This is a genomic window from Prosthecobacter fluviatilis, assembly GCF_055388355.1.
In genome coordinates this window covers 4,940,799-4,955,930 of record NZ_AP043782.1, presented here as the reverse complement: position 1 = coordinate 4,955,930, position 15,132 = coordinate 4,940,799, and the positions used below count along the sequence as shown (strand labels likewise).

Below are 15,132 nucleotides of genomic sequence, written 5' to 3'. Positions count from 1 at the left end.
ATGAAAGCTCTCACCCTTCTCCTCGCCTGGACGTGGATCACCCTGCCGCTGGGCTGGGGCGTGTATCAGTCCGTGCAGAAATCACTGCCCCTGTTTGGCATCACGGCAGTTGCGAAGTAGCGCGGGCGTGGCTTTGATGTGCCACACATGCTTTCGAACGCCACCTTCTTCCTAGCCCGCCGCTACCTGCGCGCGAAGCGTTCGTTTGTCTCTGTCATCACCGTCATCTCGATCCTGGGTGTCGCGGTCGGCGTTCTGATGATGATCGTGGTCAGTTCGGTCATGAAAGGGTTCGAAGGCGAGTTTCGGAAAACCCTCATTGGGTCTGAGCCTCACATCCTGCTGCATCCGCAGAACCAGAAACCCACGGACTCCAGATCAGCGGCCGATGTGCTGGCCAAGGTGCGTCAGCAGCCTGACGTGCTCGCCGCCAGCAGCTACGTCGGCGGCACGATGTTTGCGGAGCATGCGGGCCAGCAGTCCGGCATGGATGTGCTGGGCCTTCCTGAAGATGGCGCCAAGTTTTACATGGCAAAAATCGCCAGGCACAAGGACGAAGGCTCGCTGGAGCTCGCTCCGGGCGGCGTGGTCTGCGCCGACTATGTCGCGAGCGGGCTCGGGGCACATCCCGGCGACGCCATCAGCGTTTATGCCTCCGGCAATGTCACCAGCGCAGTCAGGCGCTTCCGCATCGCCTCGGACGAGCAGGACGAAGCCAAGCGCCATGCTGCCTACGAGGAGATCAAGCTCAACCCCAGGGATATCCAGCTGCTGGGCACCACCCGGGTGGAATCTGCGGGCACCTATGGCTATGTCACGCTTGAAACAGCGCAGCAAATCTTCGGCCTGGGTGATCAGGTCAGCGGTGTGCTGATCGAGCTCAAGCAGCCCGGAGAGGTCAAGGAAGTGATCAAACGCTTCACCGCTGCGGGCATAGTCCCACCCGAATGGAGTGCCTCGCTGTGGACCGATGCAGGCGACGCCCGCCTTGCCGCCATGAGCAATGAGCGTGTGATGATGTGGATCGTGCTCCTGATCATCGCGATTGTCGCAGCGTTCTCGGTCATGAACACGACGATCACTGTCACGACACAGAAGCGGCGCGAGATCGGCGTGCTGACAGCGCTAGGTTCAAGGCAGAGCCAGATCATCGGCATTTTTGTCTCCCAGGCGGCCTTTGTGGGCATTCTCGGAACATTGGCCGGGCTCATTCTCAGCGGGCTCGTGCTGCGATACCGTGATGAAATCCGCATGGGCATCGCAGTGCTGAGCGGTGGCAGCGCCAATGCCGACTCCGGCATGTTTCTGGCCACCATCCCGGCACAGGTCGAGCCCTGGTTCGTCGTCGTCACCTGTCTGGGCTCCATCACATTCTGCCTGCTCGCCGCCCTGCCACCCGCCTGGCTGGCCTCCCGCGTGGACCCTGCGGTGGCGCTGCGTGACTAATCTCAAAACTTCCATGACCAGCGCCCCCCTCTTCCTCGCCCTGCGCTATCTGCGGCCTACGCGCTCATTCATCTCGGTCATCACCGTGATCTCGATGCTCGGCGTCATGCTCGGCGTCGGCGTGCTGGTCTTTGTCATGTCCGTTTTCAGCGGGTGGCAGCGTGAGTACCGGCAGATGCTCATCGGCTTTGAGCCGCATGCCATGGTCGAGCCCGTGGGAGGCCCCGAAGGTGCGCCCCACGTTGACTGGCGCGAGCTGAGAAAAAACCTCGCCGCACGGCCAGAGGTCGTTTCCGCCGTGCCGGTGGCAGACAGAACGAGGGAGGGGCGGGCCGGCATCCTTGTCGTGGAAAACGAGGGCAGCCTGCAGGGAGTGAGCGTCATCGGCATGGCTGATGACAAGGACAACGGGCTTCTGCAAAAATTGAAAAAGCACGTCAAGGAGGGAAAGTTTGATCTCCAGAACGACACCATCATCCTCAGCGACAAGTTTGCGAAGGAGATCGGGGCCAAGGTCGGTGACACGCTGGTCGTGCATGCGGCCGAAAGCGTGAACCAGTTCATCCAGAAGTACCGTGAGATCCCCGAGAACGGCGACAAGAAAAAACGTGCCGAGGCGCTCGACAGCGTCACCGTGCTGTCCAAGGACCTGATCCTTGCCGCCACTTTGCGTGCGGACACCGCCGGCCTGCGCGGGTATGTGCCGCTGCATGTCGCCCAGGAGTTCTTCAACCTCGACAGCGCCATCAGCGGGATCGACCTGGAACTGAAGGACCCGGACAATGCCGAAGAAGTCATGGCCACGATCTACCAGTCAGGAGCGCTGCCTGAAAGCTGGGGCTACCGCACCTGGGAGCAGGAGCATGGCATGATGCTGGAGTCCGTGAAAAACCAGGAGACGATGATGTGGTTTCTGCTGCTTTTCATCATGCTCGTCGCCGCCATCTGTGTGATGAACACCACCATCACTGTCACTGTGAAAAAGCGCCGTGAGATCGGCATTCTCACGGCGTTGGGCACGCGTGCCTGGCAGATCATCGCCATTTTTGTCACCCAGGCCGGAATCGTGGCTCTCGTCGGTGCGGTGGCCGGACTCGCAGGTGGCTTCTTCGTTCTCAGCATCCGCAACTGGTTGCGCGAGCAAATCGCCGGCCTGACCGGCCGCGACATCTTCCCGCAGGACATTTATTTTCTCTCCAGCATCCCGGCGCACGTCGATCCAGAGAAGATTCTCGCCATCTGCGCCACCGCCATCGCCCTCTGCCTCCTGGCCGCGCTGGTTCCTTCATGGTTCGCCGCACGAGTGGATCCTGCGGTAGCGTTGCGGGACGGGGGCTAGGACTTGTGCGAGGTGTCATTTTGTCTGCGCCATTCATCCAGCCTCTGGGCAAGCGTCTCCGCAGTGACGGATTCCGTGATGCCATCCACAAGGGTTTTGGGTTTGCCGAAGATCGTCTCTGCGCGCACACGGTAATAAAACTTGCCGCCTGACTGCATGTCGGAGTCATGGACGAAGCCGGTGATGTGGCGCGGCTCGAAGGTCTCATGCCAGGAGTAGAAGGGGCCCACGCGGTTCAAGATGCGGATCTCCCGTCTGTTGATCTCAAGGCTGCGGCTGTGCAGCAACATCCACACCCCGCCCCCGACAATGAGCGGCGAGGTGATGCCCCAGAGGAGCCGGAAGACAAGCGGAGCCCCCTGCGCCTGCATGAAAAAAAAGGCCGCAGACCAGATGGCCCCAAACAGCAGCAAAAAAATGCCCGCTGCACGATTCCTCCCTGGAGGGCACAGGATGGAGACAGGCAGGCCACCGTCATCCACCTCCATCTCAATGCCCCTGGCATTCAGCCGCATGAGCAGATCATCCATGCTCAGCAGCGGCGCCCGCCCCGGCTGTGCAGACACGACTTGCCCTGCGCTTTCCACGGCTTCGGCCGCGGAAATAAAAACAGGCAGCGGCAGCACCACAGGTCTGCCACCTTGAGAGGAGCTGACTTCCAGTGTCCACACATGCTGCTCTCCCTCCGTCGTAACGATTGAGGCCTCGTCCAAGACAGCACATGGCAGGCCACGCGGAATTTCGATGCGGAGCGGCAGCGCCACGCCGCCCGCATCACGCCGAGCCTCGGCAGCGGGCAGTGTTGCAGCATGCTCCCAGATGGTTTCCTTCGCGGTGGCGTGGGAGTCACCGCTGTTGCGCGTGATGTGCCGCTGGCAGAGCACACGTACTGAAAAGGTGCTGTATGGAGAAGGCACACGGGAAAGCCTCAGTTCGCCCAGCAGCGGATGCCCCGGGGCAACCGGCACCCGCTGGAGCAGCAAAACGGGGCGGCCCAAGGTCATCCGGGACTTGAGCCGCCTCCAGGCGAAGTGAAGAGGAATCCAGGCCAGCGCGGTGGGGATGAGCGCGAGCCAGGCCAGCGCCGACCTGAAAAGCTCCCCGCTCAGAATCACGGCGAGGCTCAACGGCATTTGCACCAGAAGAATCCAGCCGGCGACTCCAAGAATAAACAGCAAGGGGTCTGGCTCTGGATAAACCCTCTCCCCCACCCACTCGGGACGCCAGAGCCACGGAGCCTCCGGGTGCTGCGCTCTGTGCCGTGCGATCTTGGCCGCCCTGCGCGACTGGCGCCAGCCGCCGATCGAGACCAGGCAGCCCGCCAAGGGAAATGTGGTCGGAAAAATGGAAATCAGGAGCAGCAGCTGCCAGCGGAGATCACGGAACAGCAAAGCCTGATCCGGCCTGGATGGATTCACAAAGCAACGAAACTGACCTCCAGACCTCCTTGCAGACTCAAGCTGCTGAAAAGCCTCCTGCTGAAAGCTGCCCATGTTGTCCGAACCGCCAAAGATCCCCACCTTTTCACCACGGTAGGCACGGCGGTCAAACTCGTAACGATACCTGGCCAGAACTTCATAGGTCGGCCCGCCTTTGCCGCTGTAGGACTTTTTGAGCTCTGCTGTCTCAATCCAGCACGGTGCCTCCACCCACTCACGCGCCTCCCACCATCCGCCAATCATGGGCAGATAGAAAAAGAAGCCGACGGCAACCCCAGCCAGTATAAAAGGCAGACCAAAGAGCACTGCACAGCCTCCGCTGAGCTGTTTCGTGGAACGGACCGAAGAGCGGTTTGAGCGTAACATCTTCACAAGATGCCACAAACCGTCTGACTTCCGCAACAACCGCGTATGATTCCGGCCATGCCTCCCGCCTTTCATCCCTATGGCCCTTCGCACAAGGCGGCGCTTGCCGTCACTCTGGCGGTGTTCATCGTCATGCTGCTGCTCTCCCGGACACGCTGGGCCGTGCTCTCGCAGCGGGTGCTGGGGGGCATGCTGCTGGCCCTGTACCCCATCGGTCTCAGCGTGCATGCCATGCATGGCTCTCTTAATGTTACGACGGCGCTCCCGCTCCAGTACTGTGACATTGCGACGCTCGCGGCGGGCTTGGCACTATGGACGCACCGCCCGTTTTTTTGTGAGGTGGTTTACTTTTTTGGCATTGCCGGGACCCTGCAGGGGCTGCTCACCCCCGCTCTGATCTACGAGTACCCGGACCCACGTTTCTTTTTGTTTTTCATCATGCACGGAGGGGTGCCGATCACGGCCTTCTACGTCGTCACCGCCATGAAAGCCCGCCCGCGTTCCGGAGCCGTACGGCGCATCATGACCTTCTCAGTAGCCTGGTATGCAGCAGTGGCGGTCGTGAACTGCACGCTGGGGGCAAACTACGCATTCCAGTGTTCAAAACCCGTCCAGGCCAGCCTGTTTGACAAGCTGGGGCCCTGGCCGTGGTACAACTTCAGCACCATCGGGCTGGGTCTTGTATTTTACACCGTTCTCCACCTCCCCTTTGCCTTTCGCAGACCCCGCCCTTGACACAGGGAGCATTTCCGGGCGTTTCGCCCCCCCTCAACCTCCCCGAGATGTCGCTTTGCATTTCCAAATTTGCCCCCATAATCGCCGCCCTTGAAAGCCCCTCCAACCCAGCCCACGAAAATGAGAACCCCAGCATGGACCACCGACGACAGCGCCGAGCTTTATGGCATCCGCGAATGGGGGCATGATTACTTCAACATCGCCAAAACAGGCGAGGTCACGGTGAAGCTGAAGGACGGCAAGAAGACCAAGGATGTCTCCCTCGCCTCCATCGTCAAAGGCCTGCGTGAGCGCGGCACCCAGCTCCCGCTGCTCATCCGTTTCGGCGATCTGCTGCGCTGGCGCATCGACGAACTGAACGAAGGCTTCGCCTCCGCGATCAAGGAAGGCAAATATCAGGGTGTTTATCGTGGCGTTTACCCCATCAAGGTGAACCAGCAGCAGGAAGTCATCGAGGAAATCACCCGCTATGGCCGCAAGTATCACTACGGCCTCGAAGCCGGCAGCAAGCCGGAGCTGATCGCCGCGCTCAGCTACATGCACGATCCGGAAGCCTACATCGTGTGCAACGGCTACAAGGACGAGGAGTTCATCGACCTGGCGCTCAATGCGCAGAAAATGGGCCTGCAAGTCATCCTCGTTCTTGAGATGCCAACGGAGCTGGACCTGATCCTCGAACGCTGTGAGAAGATGGGCGTGCGCCCCACGCTGGGGGTGCGCTTCCGCCTCAGCGCCGAAAGCGCCGGCCACTGGAGCGGCTCCGGCGGAGACGCCAGCGTCTTCGGCCTGAACATCTCCCAGCTGATGCATGTGGTCGATCACCTGCGCGAACGCGGCATGCTCGACTGCCTGCGCATGCTGCACTACCACCAGGGCTCCCAGATCCCGAACATCCGCGCCATCCGCCAGGCCGTCACGGAGGCCACACGCGTTTACGTCGGTCTCGTCCAAGAAGGCGCCCGCATGGGCATTCTGGACCTCGGCGGCGGTCTGGCCATCAGCTACGACGGCCTCAAGGGCGCCAGCGAAGCCAGCAGCAACTACGGCACCAAGGAATACTGCGCCGACATCATTGAGGCGATCACCGAAGTCACTGCCGAGGCTGGCGTGCCCCACCCGGACCTCATCACGGAATCCGGCCGCGCCATCGTGGCCTATTACTCCGTCCTGATCATCAACATCCTCGACATCAACCGCTTCGAACCTCGCAAGAGCGTGGCGGAACTCGAGCTCGACAAGGACGCCCCTCCCCTCCTGCGCAATCTCTTCGAACTCCGTCTCGACGCGGAAAAGCATGCCACCAAGACCTCCCGCGACCGCCTCCAGGAGATCTACAACGATGCCATCTACTACCGCGACAAGCTGCGCAGCGAGTTCAATTACGGCAAAGTCAACCTCCGCGAGCGCGCCCACGGTGAGGAGCTCTACTGGGACATCCTCACCTGGGTGTCCAAGATGCTCGAAAGCTGCGGCCACGATGGCAGCCAGATGGACCGTCTGGACACCATCATGACCGACTTCTACTACGGCAACTTCAGCGTCTTCCAGAGCCTGCCGGACCTTTGGGCCATCGACCAGATCTTCCCGGTCATGCCCATCCACCGCCTCAAGGAGAAGCCCACGCGCAACGCCGTGCTCTCCGACATCACCTGCGACAGTGACGGCAAGATCGACAAATTTGCCCACTCCAGCGGCATCAACCCCACTCTCCCACTGCACGATCCGCAGATCGAGAAAGGCCACGAGTACATGCTCGGCATTTTCCTCGTCGGCGCGTATCAGGAAACCCTCGGCGACCTCCACAATCTGCTCGGCGACACCAACGTCGTCAGCGTCCGTGTGGAAAACGGCAAGGTGAAGTACAGCCGTGAACTCGAAGGCGACAGCGTCTCGGAAGTGCTCACCTACGTGGAGTATGACCCGAAGGACATGCTCACGCGTTTCCGCAACCTCGCTGAAAGCGCCGTGATTTCCAAACGCATCACCGCCACTGAGCGCCGCGAGATCATGGAAAGCTTCGAGGCCGGCCTGCGAGGCTACACGTATTTCGAGAGCTGATTCAGCTCACATAAACGTCGCCTTCCGCAAGATCGCGCGCTGCAGCATCTCCAGATACTGCGCGCAGGGGATCTCGTGCCCGCCAAACATCGCCAGGTGCGGCGTGGTCCACTGCGTGTCATGCAGCAGGTAGCCGCGCTCGTGCAGACGTCTTTGCAGGTAGGTCAGCGCCACCTTGGACGCCTGCGGCTCGCGACTGAACATCGACTCGCCAAAAAACGCCCCGCCGATGCTCACCCCGTAGACGCCGCCGCGCAGCTTGCCGTCCCGCCAGACCTCCGCGCAGTGGGCAAAGCCCAGCCGGTGCAGTTCCTCATAGGTGTCCATGATGGTGTCGGTGATCCAGGTGCTCTCTCGGTCGGCGCAGCCACGTATCACATCGCCAAAGGCGCTGTTCCAGCGCACTTCAAAGGGATGGTCTTTGAGGTAGCGCTCAAAGCGGCGCGGCACATGAAACTCCGCCACGGGCAGGATTCCACGCATCTTGGGCCGGTACCATGATATGGAGCCATCCTCCTCCCCCATCGGGAAGGCACCCTCACAGTAGGCATTCAAGAGGTCCACAGGCTCGATTCGCTGCATGGGGCCAGTTTCAAGTTCCCCCCTCAAAGTTTCAAGCCGCGTGATTCAAACTTTGAACTTTAACCATGAAACTTTAAACTGAGCACTCGTGAACCTCGCCAATCAGATCACCGTTTTCCGTATCCTGCTGATCCCCGTCTTCATCGGGCTGGTCATCTACTACGGCGACAGTGCCCGCAGCGAGCACCCGGACGAAGCCCTGCGTCTTTGGGCGGCGGCGGTCTTCGGAATCGCCGCCATCAGCGATGCCTTCGATGGCTGGATCGCCCGCCGGTTCAATCAGCGCACCCGTTTCGGCGCCATCATGGACCCCCTTGCGGACAAGCTCCTGATGCTCGCCGCCATCATCCTGCTGAGCTTCACCGCCTGGCGGCAGCATTTTCCTCTTTGGTTCCCCATCCTGGTCATCGGGCGGGATCTCCTCTCCATTGGCGGCGCTTTCGTCATCGACCACTTCGCCGGAAAGCTGCAAATCCACACGCACTGGACTGGCAAAACCGCCACTTTTTCCCAGATGGCGGCTATTTTGTGGATCCTCCTCGACCTCAAGCCCGAATGGTGCATCTGGCCCACGCTCTTCGCCGGTTTCTTCACCGCGCTCTCCGGAATCATCAATCTGGTGGACGGATACCGGCAGCTCCAGTCTGCGGGTCACGATTGACGCGGGGGGCTCACCGTGCTCCTTGAGCAATGCTCAAAACCGTCGCCATCGTCGGACGCCCGAATGTGGGCAAGTCCGCGCTCTTCAACCGCCTTGCCGGCAAAACCATCTCCATCGTCCATGACCAGGCCGGTGTGACACGGGACCGCATCACCGCGCAGTGCCGCCGCGGGCCTGCTTGGTTCGAGATCATGGACACGGGAGGCATCGGCGCCAGCACGGACGATGTGCTGACTGACCAGGTCCAGACGGAGGCCTCCATCGCCCTTGATGTGGCGGACCTGCTGCTCTTCGTGGTCGATGTCGTCGATGGCATCACCACCATTGATCAAAGCCTCGCCCGCGAGCTGCGCCGGACCAGCAAGCCCGTCATCCTCGTGTGCAACAAGGCCGACTCCCCCAAGCGCAAGCTCAATGCCGGCGAATTCGCCCGTTTCGGCTTTGCCGACACCGTCGAAGTCAGCGCCGCGCACGGGCTCGGCATCGACGATCTCGTTGCGCTCATCTCCGAGCGCCTGGACCTGAAGGAGTCCACCGAAACGGAGGACGCCATCGCCCATCAGAATGTGCGCCCCTTGAAGCTTGCCATCGTCGGCCGGCCCAATGCAGGCAAATCATCTCTCGTGAATGCCATCCTGGGCAAGGAGCGCGCCATCGTCAGCGATGTGCCCGGCACCACGCGCGATGCGCTCGACATCAAGGCCACCTACAACGGCAAGCACTACCAGCTCATCGACACCGCAGGCATCCGCCGCCGCTCGCATCTGGACACAGTCGTGGAGATTTCAAGCGTGGACCGCAGTCTGCAGAGCATCAAGCGCGCGGACCTCTGCCTGCTTGTCATTGACTGCGCCGCCGGTGCCAAGATGCAGGACCGCAAGATCGCCCAGCTCATTCTGGAGGAGCGCAAACCCTGCATCCTCGTCATGAACAAGTGGGACCTCTTCCACCCGGATGCCAAGCAGAAGGACCGCATCGAGCATCTGGACGAGCTGATGCGCCGCGAGTTTTTCTTCCTGAACTACGCACCGCTCGTGGCCATCTCGGCCAAGAACAAGGACCACATCGGCAAGCTCTTTGTGCAGATCGAGAAAGTGCGCAGCGGTGCGCAGAACCGCATCGGCACCGGTGCCCTGAACCGCCTGCTGGCCAATGCCATTGAGAACACCCCCGGAGCCCTGGGGCGCAGCACCCACAGCTTCAAGCTGCTTTATGCCACCCAGGTCAACGAGGCCGAAGGCTTCGCCATTCCCGTGCCGCACTTTGTGCTCTTCGCCAACCGCGCCTCCAAGCTCACTGACAGCTACATGCGCTATCTGGAGAAAGTCATCCGCGACGAATGGAACGCCCCGGGCGTGCCCTTCAAGATGAGCGTGCGTGGCAAAGGGCCGAAGAACCCGAAGTAAGCTTGTCCGATGCCTGCCTGCCTTTGGACTTTGGCACTCGCGGCTTCCATGCTTTGAAGATGGTGACTAGGCTGCTGCATGGCCACCATCCAGACCACCACCGTCGGCTCCTATCCCGTCCCCGAATGGCTCAGCGCGCTGCCCAGCGAAGCCGCCGTGATCGACGCTACGCGTGTGGTCTTCGACACGCAGCGGCAGGCGGGCATTGACCTGCCGACCGATGGCGAGCTCTACCGCTTTGATGTGAACCATCCCGACACCAACGGGATGATCGAATACTTCGTCCACAAGCTCGGCGGCATCGACAGCCGTGTGGGTCGTGCAGACGCCGCCGCATTCCGCGCCAAAAACGAAATGGCCTTCCGCAGCAAACCCGCAGCGGTGGTTCGCGGCCCCATCACCGAAGGCGTGCTCAATCTGCCCGAAGACTGCGCCCGTGCCGCCCGAGTCGCCGGTGGCCCCTTCAAGTTTACCCTCACCAGCCCCTACATGCTGGCCCGCACGCTGCTGGACACGCACTACCACGATTTCGAAGCGCTCAACATGGCCATTGCCGACGCGCTTGCAGCTCAGGCCGCCCATCTGCAATGCGACTGCGTGCAAGTCGATGAGGCCAACATCCCCGGAAATCCGGCGGATGCCCCCATCGCGGCCGCAGGTATCAATCGCGTGCTGGACGCCGTCAAAGGCACCAAGGCCGTGCACTTCTGCTTTGGCAACTACGGCGGCCAGACGATCCAAAAGGGCGAGTGGGCCGCACTCATCGCTTTCCTCAACTCCCTGCATGCCGACCACCTCGTTCTCGAGCTAGCGCATAGGCCTGCCGCCGACTTGGACGCCCTCAAAGACCTAGACTCAAAAATCGGCGTCGGCCTCGGAGTCGTGGACATCAAGGTCAACCACGTCGAAACCGCCGACGAAATCGCCCGCCGCATCGAAGCGGCAGAGAAAAAACTCGGCTCCGGCCGGGTTAGGTTCATTCACCCAGACTGCGGTTTCTGGATGCTTAAGCGAAGCGTGGCCGACCGAAAAATCGCGGCTCTGGCAAAAGGGCGTGACAGGTTTGAAGGAAGGTGATTGCTTCCGGCACCAGCCTATGAAGCGTTTTTTCCTCTTCTCCTCGGTGCTCGCACTGGCCTCATGCGCCAGCTTCATCAACAGCCACCGCATGCATGCCGCAGAGACCAAACTGCAGGCCACACGCACCCTGCAGCAGTCCGGCCAATGGGACGCCGCTCTCGAAATGGCCGAGCGCATGCACTCCAGCGTGGCCAAAACCGTTCAGAGCGCCCCAGCTCACAAAAGCCCAGGCGGCAGGGTGGACCTCCGCCCCCTTCTCACAGGCTGGGAGACCGGCCCTTTTGCAGCCCTCAAAACCGCACTGCAAAAGCACGATGCCAAAGCCTCCACCACCGCTTTTTCCTCTCTCCGCCAGCAGTGCATGAACTGCCACACCGTGATTGGGAAGGCCGACATCAAGCTGAAGGAGATTCAGTAAACCTCACGTCAGGCCAAACAGCCTCTTCAGCGCCGCCTCATCCGCCCTCGTGGCCAGAATGAAGCTCTGATTGCCGTCGCTCCAGCTGGCCATGTTCCAGTTTTTGCAGGACTTGAACTGCGGCTGCAGCTGCGGCGGCACGTTGGCCATGCCGGCATTGTCCATCACCACCAGATGGGCTTCCTTCCCGGGCTCAATCTCAAAGCAGATGATCGAGGCCGTGCGCCCGGACACCTTGATGCATTTGCAGGCCAGCACCGGCATGGCCCCCACCTTCCCCGGCAGGCGCTCAGGCGTTGGGGACTGGTCGGCCACCAGCATCTTTTTGATGGCCTCAAAGTCACGCGACGGGTGCACCTTGGACACGCCATATTCCACCTTCGTCACCGCCGCGAGAGACTCCGCCTGCCAGGCGGGCATGGTGCTTTCAACCGGCCACAGCAGCGTCCAGCCCAGCGCAATGGCAGCAGCCCCCGCAGCCAGGGTGGGAAGCGCCCAGCGCAGCGGGCGTCGTGCAGGCTCGCGCGCATTTTGCAAAATGTTCTGACGCAGTCCCGCAGGCACCGTTGCCGCAAAGACCTCGGCCACCTCTTCATCAAAGGCGGTTCGCTTCTTCAGCCACGCGCCCAGTTCGGGATCGCTCTCCGCCATCGCACGCGCCTCCGGCGACGCATCCTGAGGACGGAGCGTCGTGGCGTCGAGTTCGAGTCTGGCTTCTTCGCGGTTCACGAGGCGGTGATGGGGATGATGTTGGCGGGAGTGGTGTTTTCAAGCCGGTGCAAAATGGCACGCAGGCTGTCCTTGGCTCGGGAAAGTCGGGACATCACCGTGCCGATGGGCACGCCAAGCGTCTCGGCAATGTCGCGGTATGATAACTCCTTGAGATAAAAAAGCACCAGCGGAGCGCGGAAGTTAGGCTCCAGCTGTTCCAAGGCCGTCTGCAGGGTGGCGCTGTCCACGCGGGGGTTTTCGCCATCGTCCTCCTCTTGCGTGGCTCCATGCACCTCGGCCTCAAACTCCACCTCCTCGTATTTCTTCTCCCGCCGGGCGATGGCCAGCCACTCGCGGTAGATCGTGGTGAAGAGCCAGGTCTTCACCTTGGAGGCATCCCTCAGGGAGTGGCCCTTCTTCGCCCATTGCAGGAAGGTCTGCTGCACCAGATCCTGCGCCGTCGCCTCGCGCCGGCTCATGCTCAGCGCAAAGCGGTAGAGCCCCTGATAGTGGGCGTCCACGATCTGCTCAAAGCTGGGCACGGGATCAGTCACGCAGCGAGGTATCGTGCGGGTTGCAGGCAGTTCAATGCCGAATTGAAGGGCGAGTTCCATGAATTCATGGGCGGGAGATGCAGGTAGGAGGCGGCTCTGCGGCGTTTATTCCCGGTTTTTTAGAATTTTTTTCGGTGCTGCACCAGCCCATCCACAGAAAGCCTGCCCGGGCCAAAAATGAAGACAATCGCCGCCGCCAGCAGAAAGAGGAAAGGCGGTGCCGTCACAAACGAGTCCGGGTCCGACCAGATTGTTTTGACCACATCCAGATGCGCCGTGCCATACGCCACCAGCATGGTGCAGATCAGCGGCACGCAGGTTACCCGGGAAAAAAGCCCCGCCAGCAGCAACAACCCGCCAAAACATTCCGTGCCTCCGGCCAGGTAGGCGTTCAGCTTCGGAAACGGAATGCCCAGCTCGGTGAAAAACGCGGTGGGGGCGCTGATGTCGCTCAGCTTGCCTTTCCCCGTCTGGAAAAACTGCCAGCCCCAGTAGAGGCGGATGCTCAGGAGAAAAGGATTCGGCAGCCAGCTGGCGGCGCGATCAAGAAAAGAATTGGCAAGCGTCCAGGGGTTCATGATTGGCGGGAGTGTTTTTGGGTGAGCCAGCCGAGCTGGGAAAATTCATTGAACCAGTCTCGAATCTGCGCAGGCCAGTCAGTCTCCGGGCATGCTTCGGAAAGCGCTCTCTCAATGGCCTCAGCGAGCGGAGCACCATCCTTCAGTGCGCAAAGCAGGGCATGGGCCTCCGGGGCCAGCCGCTTGAAGTACAGCCGGTTGTCATGCCGGTGCACGGCCAGATGCACACGCTCCCGTTTGAGTCTTGGCGCTCTGGCTGTGGCCGTACGCAAAGGCGCTTCAGTGACAGCCTGACTGGCGGAGCCGCGCACATCCGCGTCGCTCTTTTTCATCGCTGTGATGAAGTGGTCCACCGCATGCCCGATCTGCAGCAGCACCACGCAGGGCTGCACATCCAGGCGCAGCGTTGCAGGATCCTCCCCCAGCAGATCATCCACATGCAGCGGCTTTTTCTGCGCTTCATCAAAGGCCAGTGTCTGCGCCCATTCCACGCGCGCAATGTCTCGCGCCCTGGCATCAGTGATAAATGCGGGCAGCTCTGCCCCCAGATTTCTCAGAGTCCATGACATGCTCGGATGCTGCGCCAGGTAGTCGCGGCAGAGCTGGTGAAAGCGGCGTTCACCCAAAAACACACGCAGCGCCGGATAGTCATCGTAAAGGCAGTCCAGCAGCCGAAACCAGTACTGCCGCGCATAGATCTCCAGCCGTTCAAAACCGCTCATGCGGTCATTCGGTGCGATGTAGTCCGCCCTCGTTTCAGAGCGCAACCGGTCCTGCTTCGTCAGCGGCTGCATCAGGGCGGCGGCCATGCTGCGCTGCAGGTGGCGCAGATCAGCATTGGTGCGCAGTCTCTCAGGCGGCGTGTGAGTGCTCATGCAGATACAGGTTGGCTTTCAGCGCTTCGGCATGGACCTCGTCAAAGCTGGGAATCTTGTCATCCCACTCCAGCAGCGTGGCCGTGCTGCCGCACGATTGAATGGCGGCCGCATACAGATCCCACACGGGATCCGGCACAGGATGGTCATGCGTGTCGAGAATCACGTGATCCAGCCTCGTGTGTCCGGCGATGTGGATCTGCCCCACACGCTCATGCGGCACCGCCCTCAGGTATTCAAAAGGATCAAAACCATGGTTCTGCGACGACACATAGATGTTGTTTACATCCAGCAGGATGCCGCAGTCAGCACGCTCCACGACCTCGTTGAGAAACTCCCATTCCGTCATCTCATTCTGGGTGAATTCCGCGTAGCTGCTCACATTCTCCACGCAGATGGGCACCTCCAGAAAGTCGCGTGCCTGCCGTATTTTTTCAGCCGTGTGCCTGGCCACGCTCATCGTGTAGGGCATGGGCAGCAGATCATGCGAGCACCGCCCGTCCACGCTGCCCCAGCAGAGATGGTCGGAGAGCCAGGGTGTGTTGGTGCGTTTTACCAGCCGCTTCAGTTTTTTGAGGTGCTCTCGGTTCAGCGGATCCGCATTGCCAAAGTACATCGACACCCCATGCTGCACCACGCGGTACTGCTCCAGAATGCTGTCCAGAATCTCCAGCGGCCGGCCGCCATCGACCATGAAATTTTCAGAGATGATCTCAAACCAGTCGCACACAGGCTTCTTCTCCAAGATGTGCCGGTAATGCGGCACCCGGAGTCCGAGACCAATGCCGAGATCGGTGTGGCCGTTGTGTGGGTTGGCAGGCATGAGAATGACAAGAAGGGAGTAGCTTGAATTGATGAAAGGATGGAGGCGTGCGTGGCTGCCG

At 61.0% G+C, this 15,132-nt stretch carries 16 protein-coding genes; 9 read left to right on the top strand and 7 right to left on the bottom strand.

Going from position 1 to position 15,132, the window contains the following annotated elements:
* The 3 genes from ACZ5WW_RS19425 to ACZ5WW_RS19415 are packed head-to-tail and all read left to right on the top strand — an operon-like array spanning position 1 to position 2,785.
* Positions 1-120: an MFS transporter small subunit gene (locus ACZ5WW_RS19425; RefSeq protein WP_417715080.1), complete on the top strand. Its 120-nt coding sequence runs from the start codon at positions 1-3 to the stop codon at positions 118-120.
* 27 nt (positions 121-147) lie between these two features.
* Positions 148-1,446, top strand: coding sequence for an FtsX-like permease family protein (locus ACZ5WW_RS19420; RefSeq protein ID WP_377169060.1), 1,299 nt, complete (start codon positions 148-150; stop codon positions 1,444-1,446).
* A gap of 13 nt (positions 1,447-1,459) precedes the next feature.
* Positions 1,460-2,785 carry an FtsX-like permease family protein gene (locus ACZ5WW_RS19415; RefSeq protein ID WP_377169058.1) on the top strand — a complete coding sequence of 442 codons (1,326 nt, stop codon included), beginning with the start codon at positions 1,460-1,462 and terminating at the stop codon, positions 2,783-2,785.
* On the opposite strand, the gene ACZ5WW_RS19410 is transcribed toward ACZ5WW_RS19415, so the two are convergent.
* Positions 2,782-4,467 carry a DUF3592 domain-containing protein gene (locus tag ACZ5WW_RS19410; protein ID WP_464694179.1) on the bottom strand — a complete coding sequence of 562 codons (1,686 nt, stop codon included), beginning with the start codon at positions 4,465-4,467 and terminating at the stop codon, positions 2,782-2,784. The two genes, ACZ5WW_RS19415 and ACZ5WW_RS19410, sit on opposite strands and share 4 nt — an antisense overlap.
* Positions 4,468-4,647: 180 nt before the next feature.
* Here ACZ5WW_RS19410 and ACZ5WW_RS19405 point away from each other — a divergent pair, with 180 nt between their 5' ends.
* Both ACZ5WW_RS19405 and speA read left to right on the top strand, forming a co-directional pair.
* Positions 4,648-5,325, top strand: coding sequence for a YwaF family protein (locus tag ACZ5WW_RS19405; protein WP_377169054.1), 678 nt, complete (start codon positions 4,648-4,650; stop codon positions 5,323-5,325).
* 120 nt (positions 5,326-5,445) lie between these two features.
* Complete coding sequence (gene speA, locus ACZ5WW_RS19400) at positions 5,446-7,383, top strand: biosynthetic arginine decarboxylase (RefSeq protein ID WP_377169052.1); 1,938 nt, start codon at positions 5,446-5,448, stop codon at positions 7,381-7,383.
* Between the two features lie 6 nt (positions 7,384-7,389).
* On the opposite strand, the gene aat is transcribed toward speA, so the two are convergent.
* Positions 7,390-7,965 (bottom strand): leucyl/phenylalanyl-tRNA--protein transferase, encoded by a 576-nt coding sequence (gene aat / locus ACZ5WW_RS19395; RefSeq protein WP_377169050.1) that lies wholly within the window; start codon positions 7,963-7,965, stop codon positions 7,390-7,392.
* An 88-nt stretch (positions 7,966-8,053) separates the two neighbouring features.
* On the opposite strand from aat, the gene pgsA reads away from it, so the two are divergent.
* The 4 genes from pgsA to ACZ5WW_RS19375 all read left to right on the top strand — a co-directional run bounded on the left by pgsA (position 8,054) and on the right by ACZ5WW_RS19375 (position 11,530).
* Positions 8,054-8,626, top strand: a complete 573-nt coding sequence (pgsA, locus tag ACZ5WW_RS19390) for a CDP-diacylglycerol--glycerol-3-phosphate 3-phosphatidyltransferase (protein ID WP_377169048.1) — start codon at positions 8,054-8,056, stop codon at positions 8,624-8,626.
* Positions 8,627-8,655: 29 nt separating this feature from the next.
* Positions 8,656-10,032 carry a ribosome biogenesis GTPase Der gene (gene der, locus ACZ5WW_RS19385; protein WP_377169046.1) on the top strand — a complete coding sequence of 459 codons (1,377 nt, stop codon included), beginning with the start codon at positions 8,656-8,658 and terminating at the stop codon, positions 10,030-10,032.
* 78 nt (positions 10,033-10,110) lie between these two features.
* Positions 10,111-11,109: a cobalamin-independent methionine synthase II family protein gene (locus ACZ5WW_RS19380; RefSeq protein WP_377169044.1), complete on the top strand. Its 999-nt coding sequence runs from the start codon at positions 10,111-10,113 to the stop codon at positions 11,107-11,109.
* A gap of 19 nt (positions 11,110-11,128) precedes the next feature.
* Complete coding sequence (locus ACZ5WW_RS19375) at positions 11,129-11,530, top strand: outer membrane protein assembly factor BamD (RefSeq protein ID WP_377169042.1); 402 nt, start codon at positions 11,129-11,131, stop codon at positions 11,528-11,530.
* 3 nt (positions 11,531-11,533) lie between these two features.
* On the opposite strand, the gene ACZ5WW_RS19370 is transcribed toward ACZ5WW_RS19375, so the two are convergent.
* From ACZ5WW_RS19370 to bufB, 5 genes are read right to left on the bottom strand one after another with little or no spacing between them, the layout of a single operon-like run.
* Positions 11,534-12,259 carry a hypothetical protein gene (locus tag ACZ5WW_RS19370; protein ID WP_377169040.1) on the bottom strand — a complete coding sequence of 242 codons (726 nt, stop codon included), beginning with the start codon at positions 12,257-12,259 and terminating at the stop codon, positions 11,534-11,536.
* Positions 12,256-12,855 (bottom strand): RNA polymerase sigma factor, encoded by a 600-nt coding sequence (locus tag ACZ5WW_RS19365; protein WP_377169038.1) that lies wholly within the window; start codon positions 12,853-12,855, stop codon positions 12,256-12,258. Before ACZ5WW_RS19365 ends, ACZ5WW_RS19370 begins: the two co-directional genes overlap by 4 nt.
* 59 nt (positions 12,856-12,914) lie before the next feature.
* On the bottom strand, positions 12,915-13,373 hold the full coding sequence (locus ACZ5WW_RS19360) for a DoxX family protein (RefSeq protein WP_377169036.1): 459 nt from the start codon (positions 13,371-13,373) through the stop codon (positions 12,915-12,917).
* Positions 13,370-14,248, bottom strand: a complete 879-nt coding sequence (locus ACZ5WW_RS19355) for an HvfC/BufC family peptide modification chaperone (RefSeq protein WP_377169034.1) — start codon at positions 14,246-14,248, stop codon at positions 13,370-13,372. The genes ACZ5WW_RS19360 and ACZ5WW_RS19355 overlap by 4 nt, the downstream gene beginning before the upstream one ends.
* A complete protein-coding gene (gene bufB / locus ACZ5WW_RS19350) occupies positions 14,226-15,071 on the bottom strand; it encodes an MNIO family bufferin maturase (protein ID WP_377169032.1) in 846 nt (281 codons plus the stop codon). The genes ACZ5WW_RS19355 and bufB overlap by 23 nt, the downstream gene beginning before the upstream one ends.
* Positions 15,072-15,132: the final 61 nt, after the last annotated feature.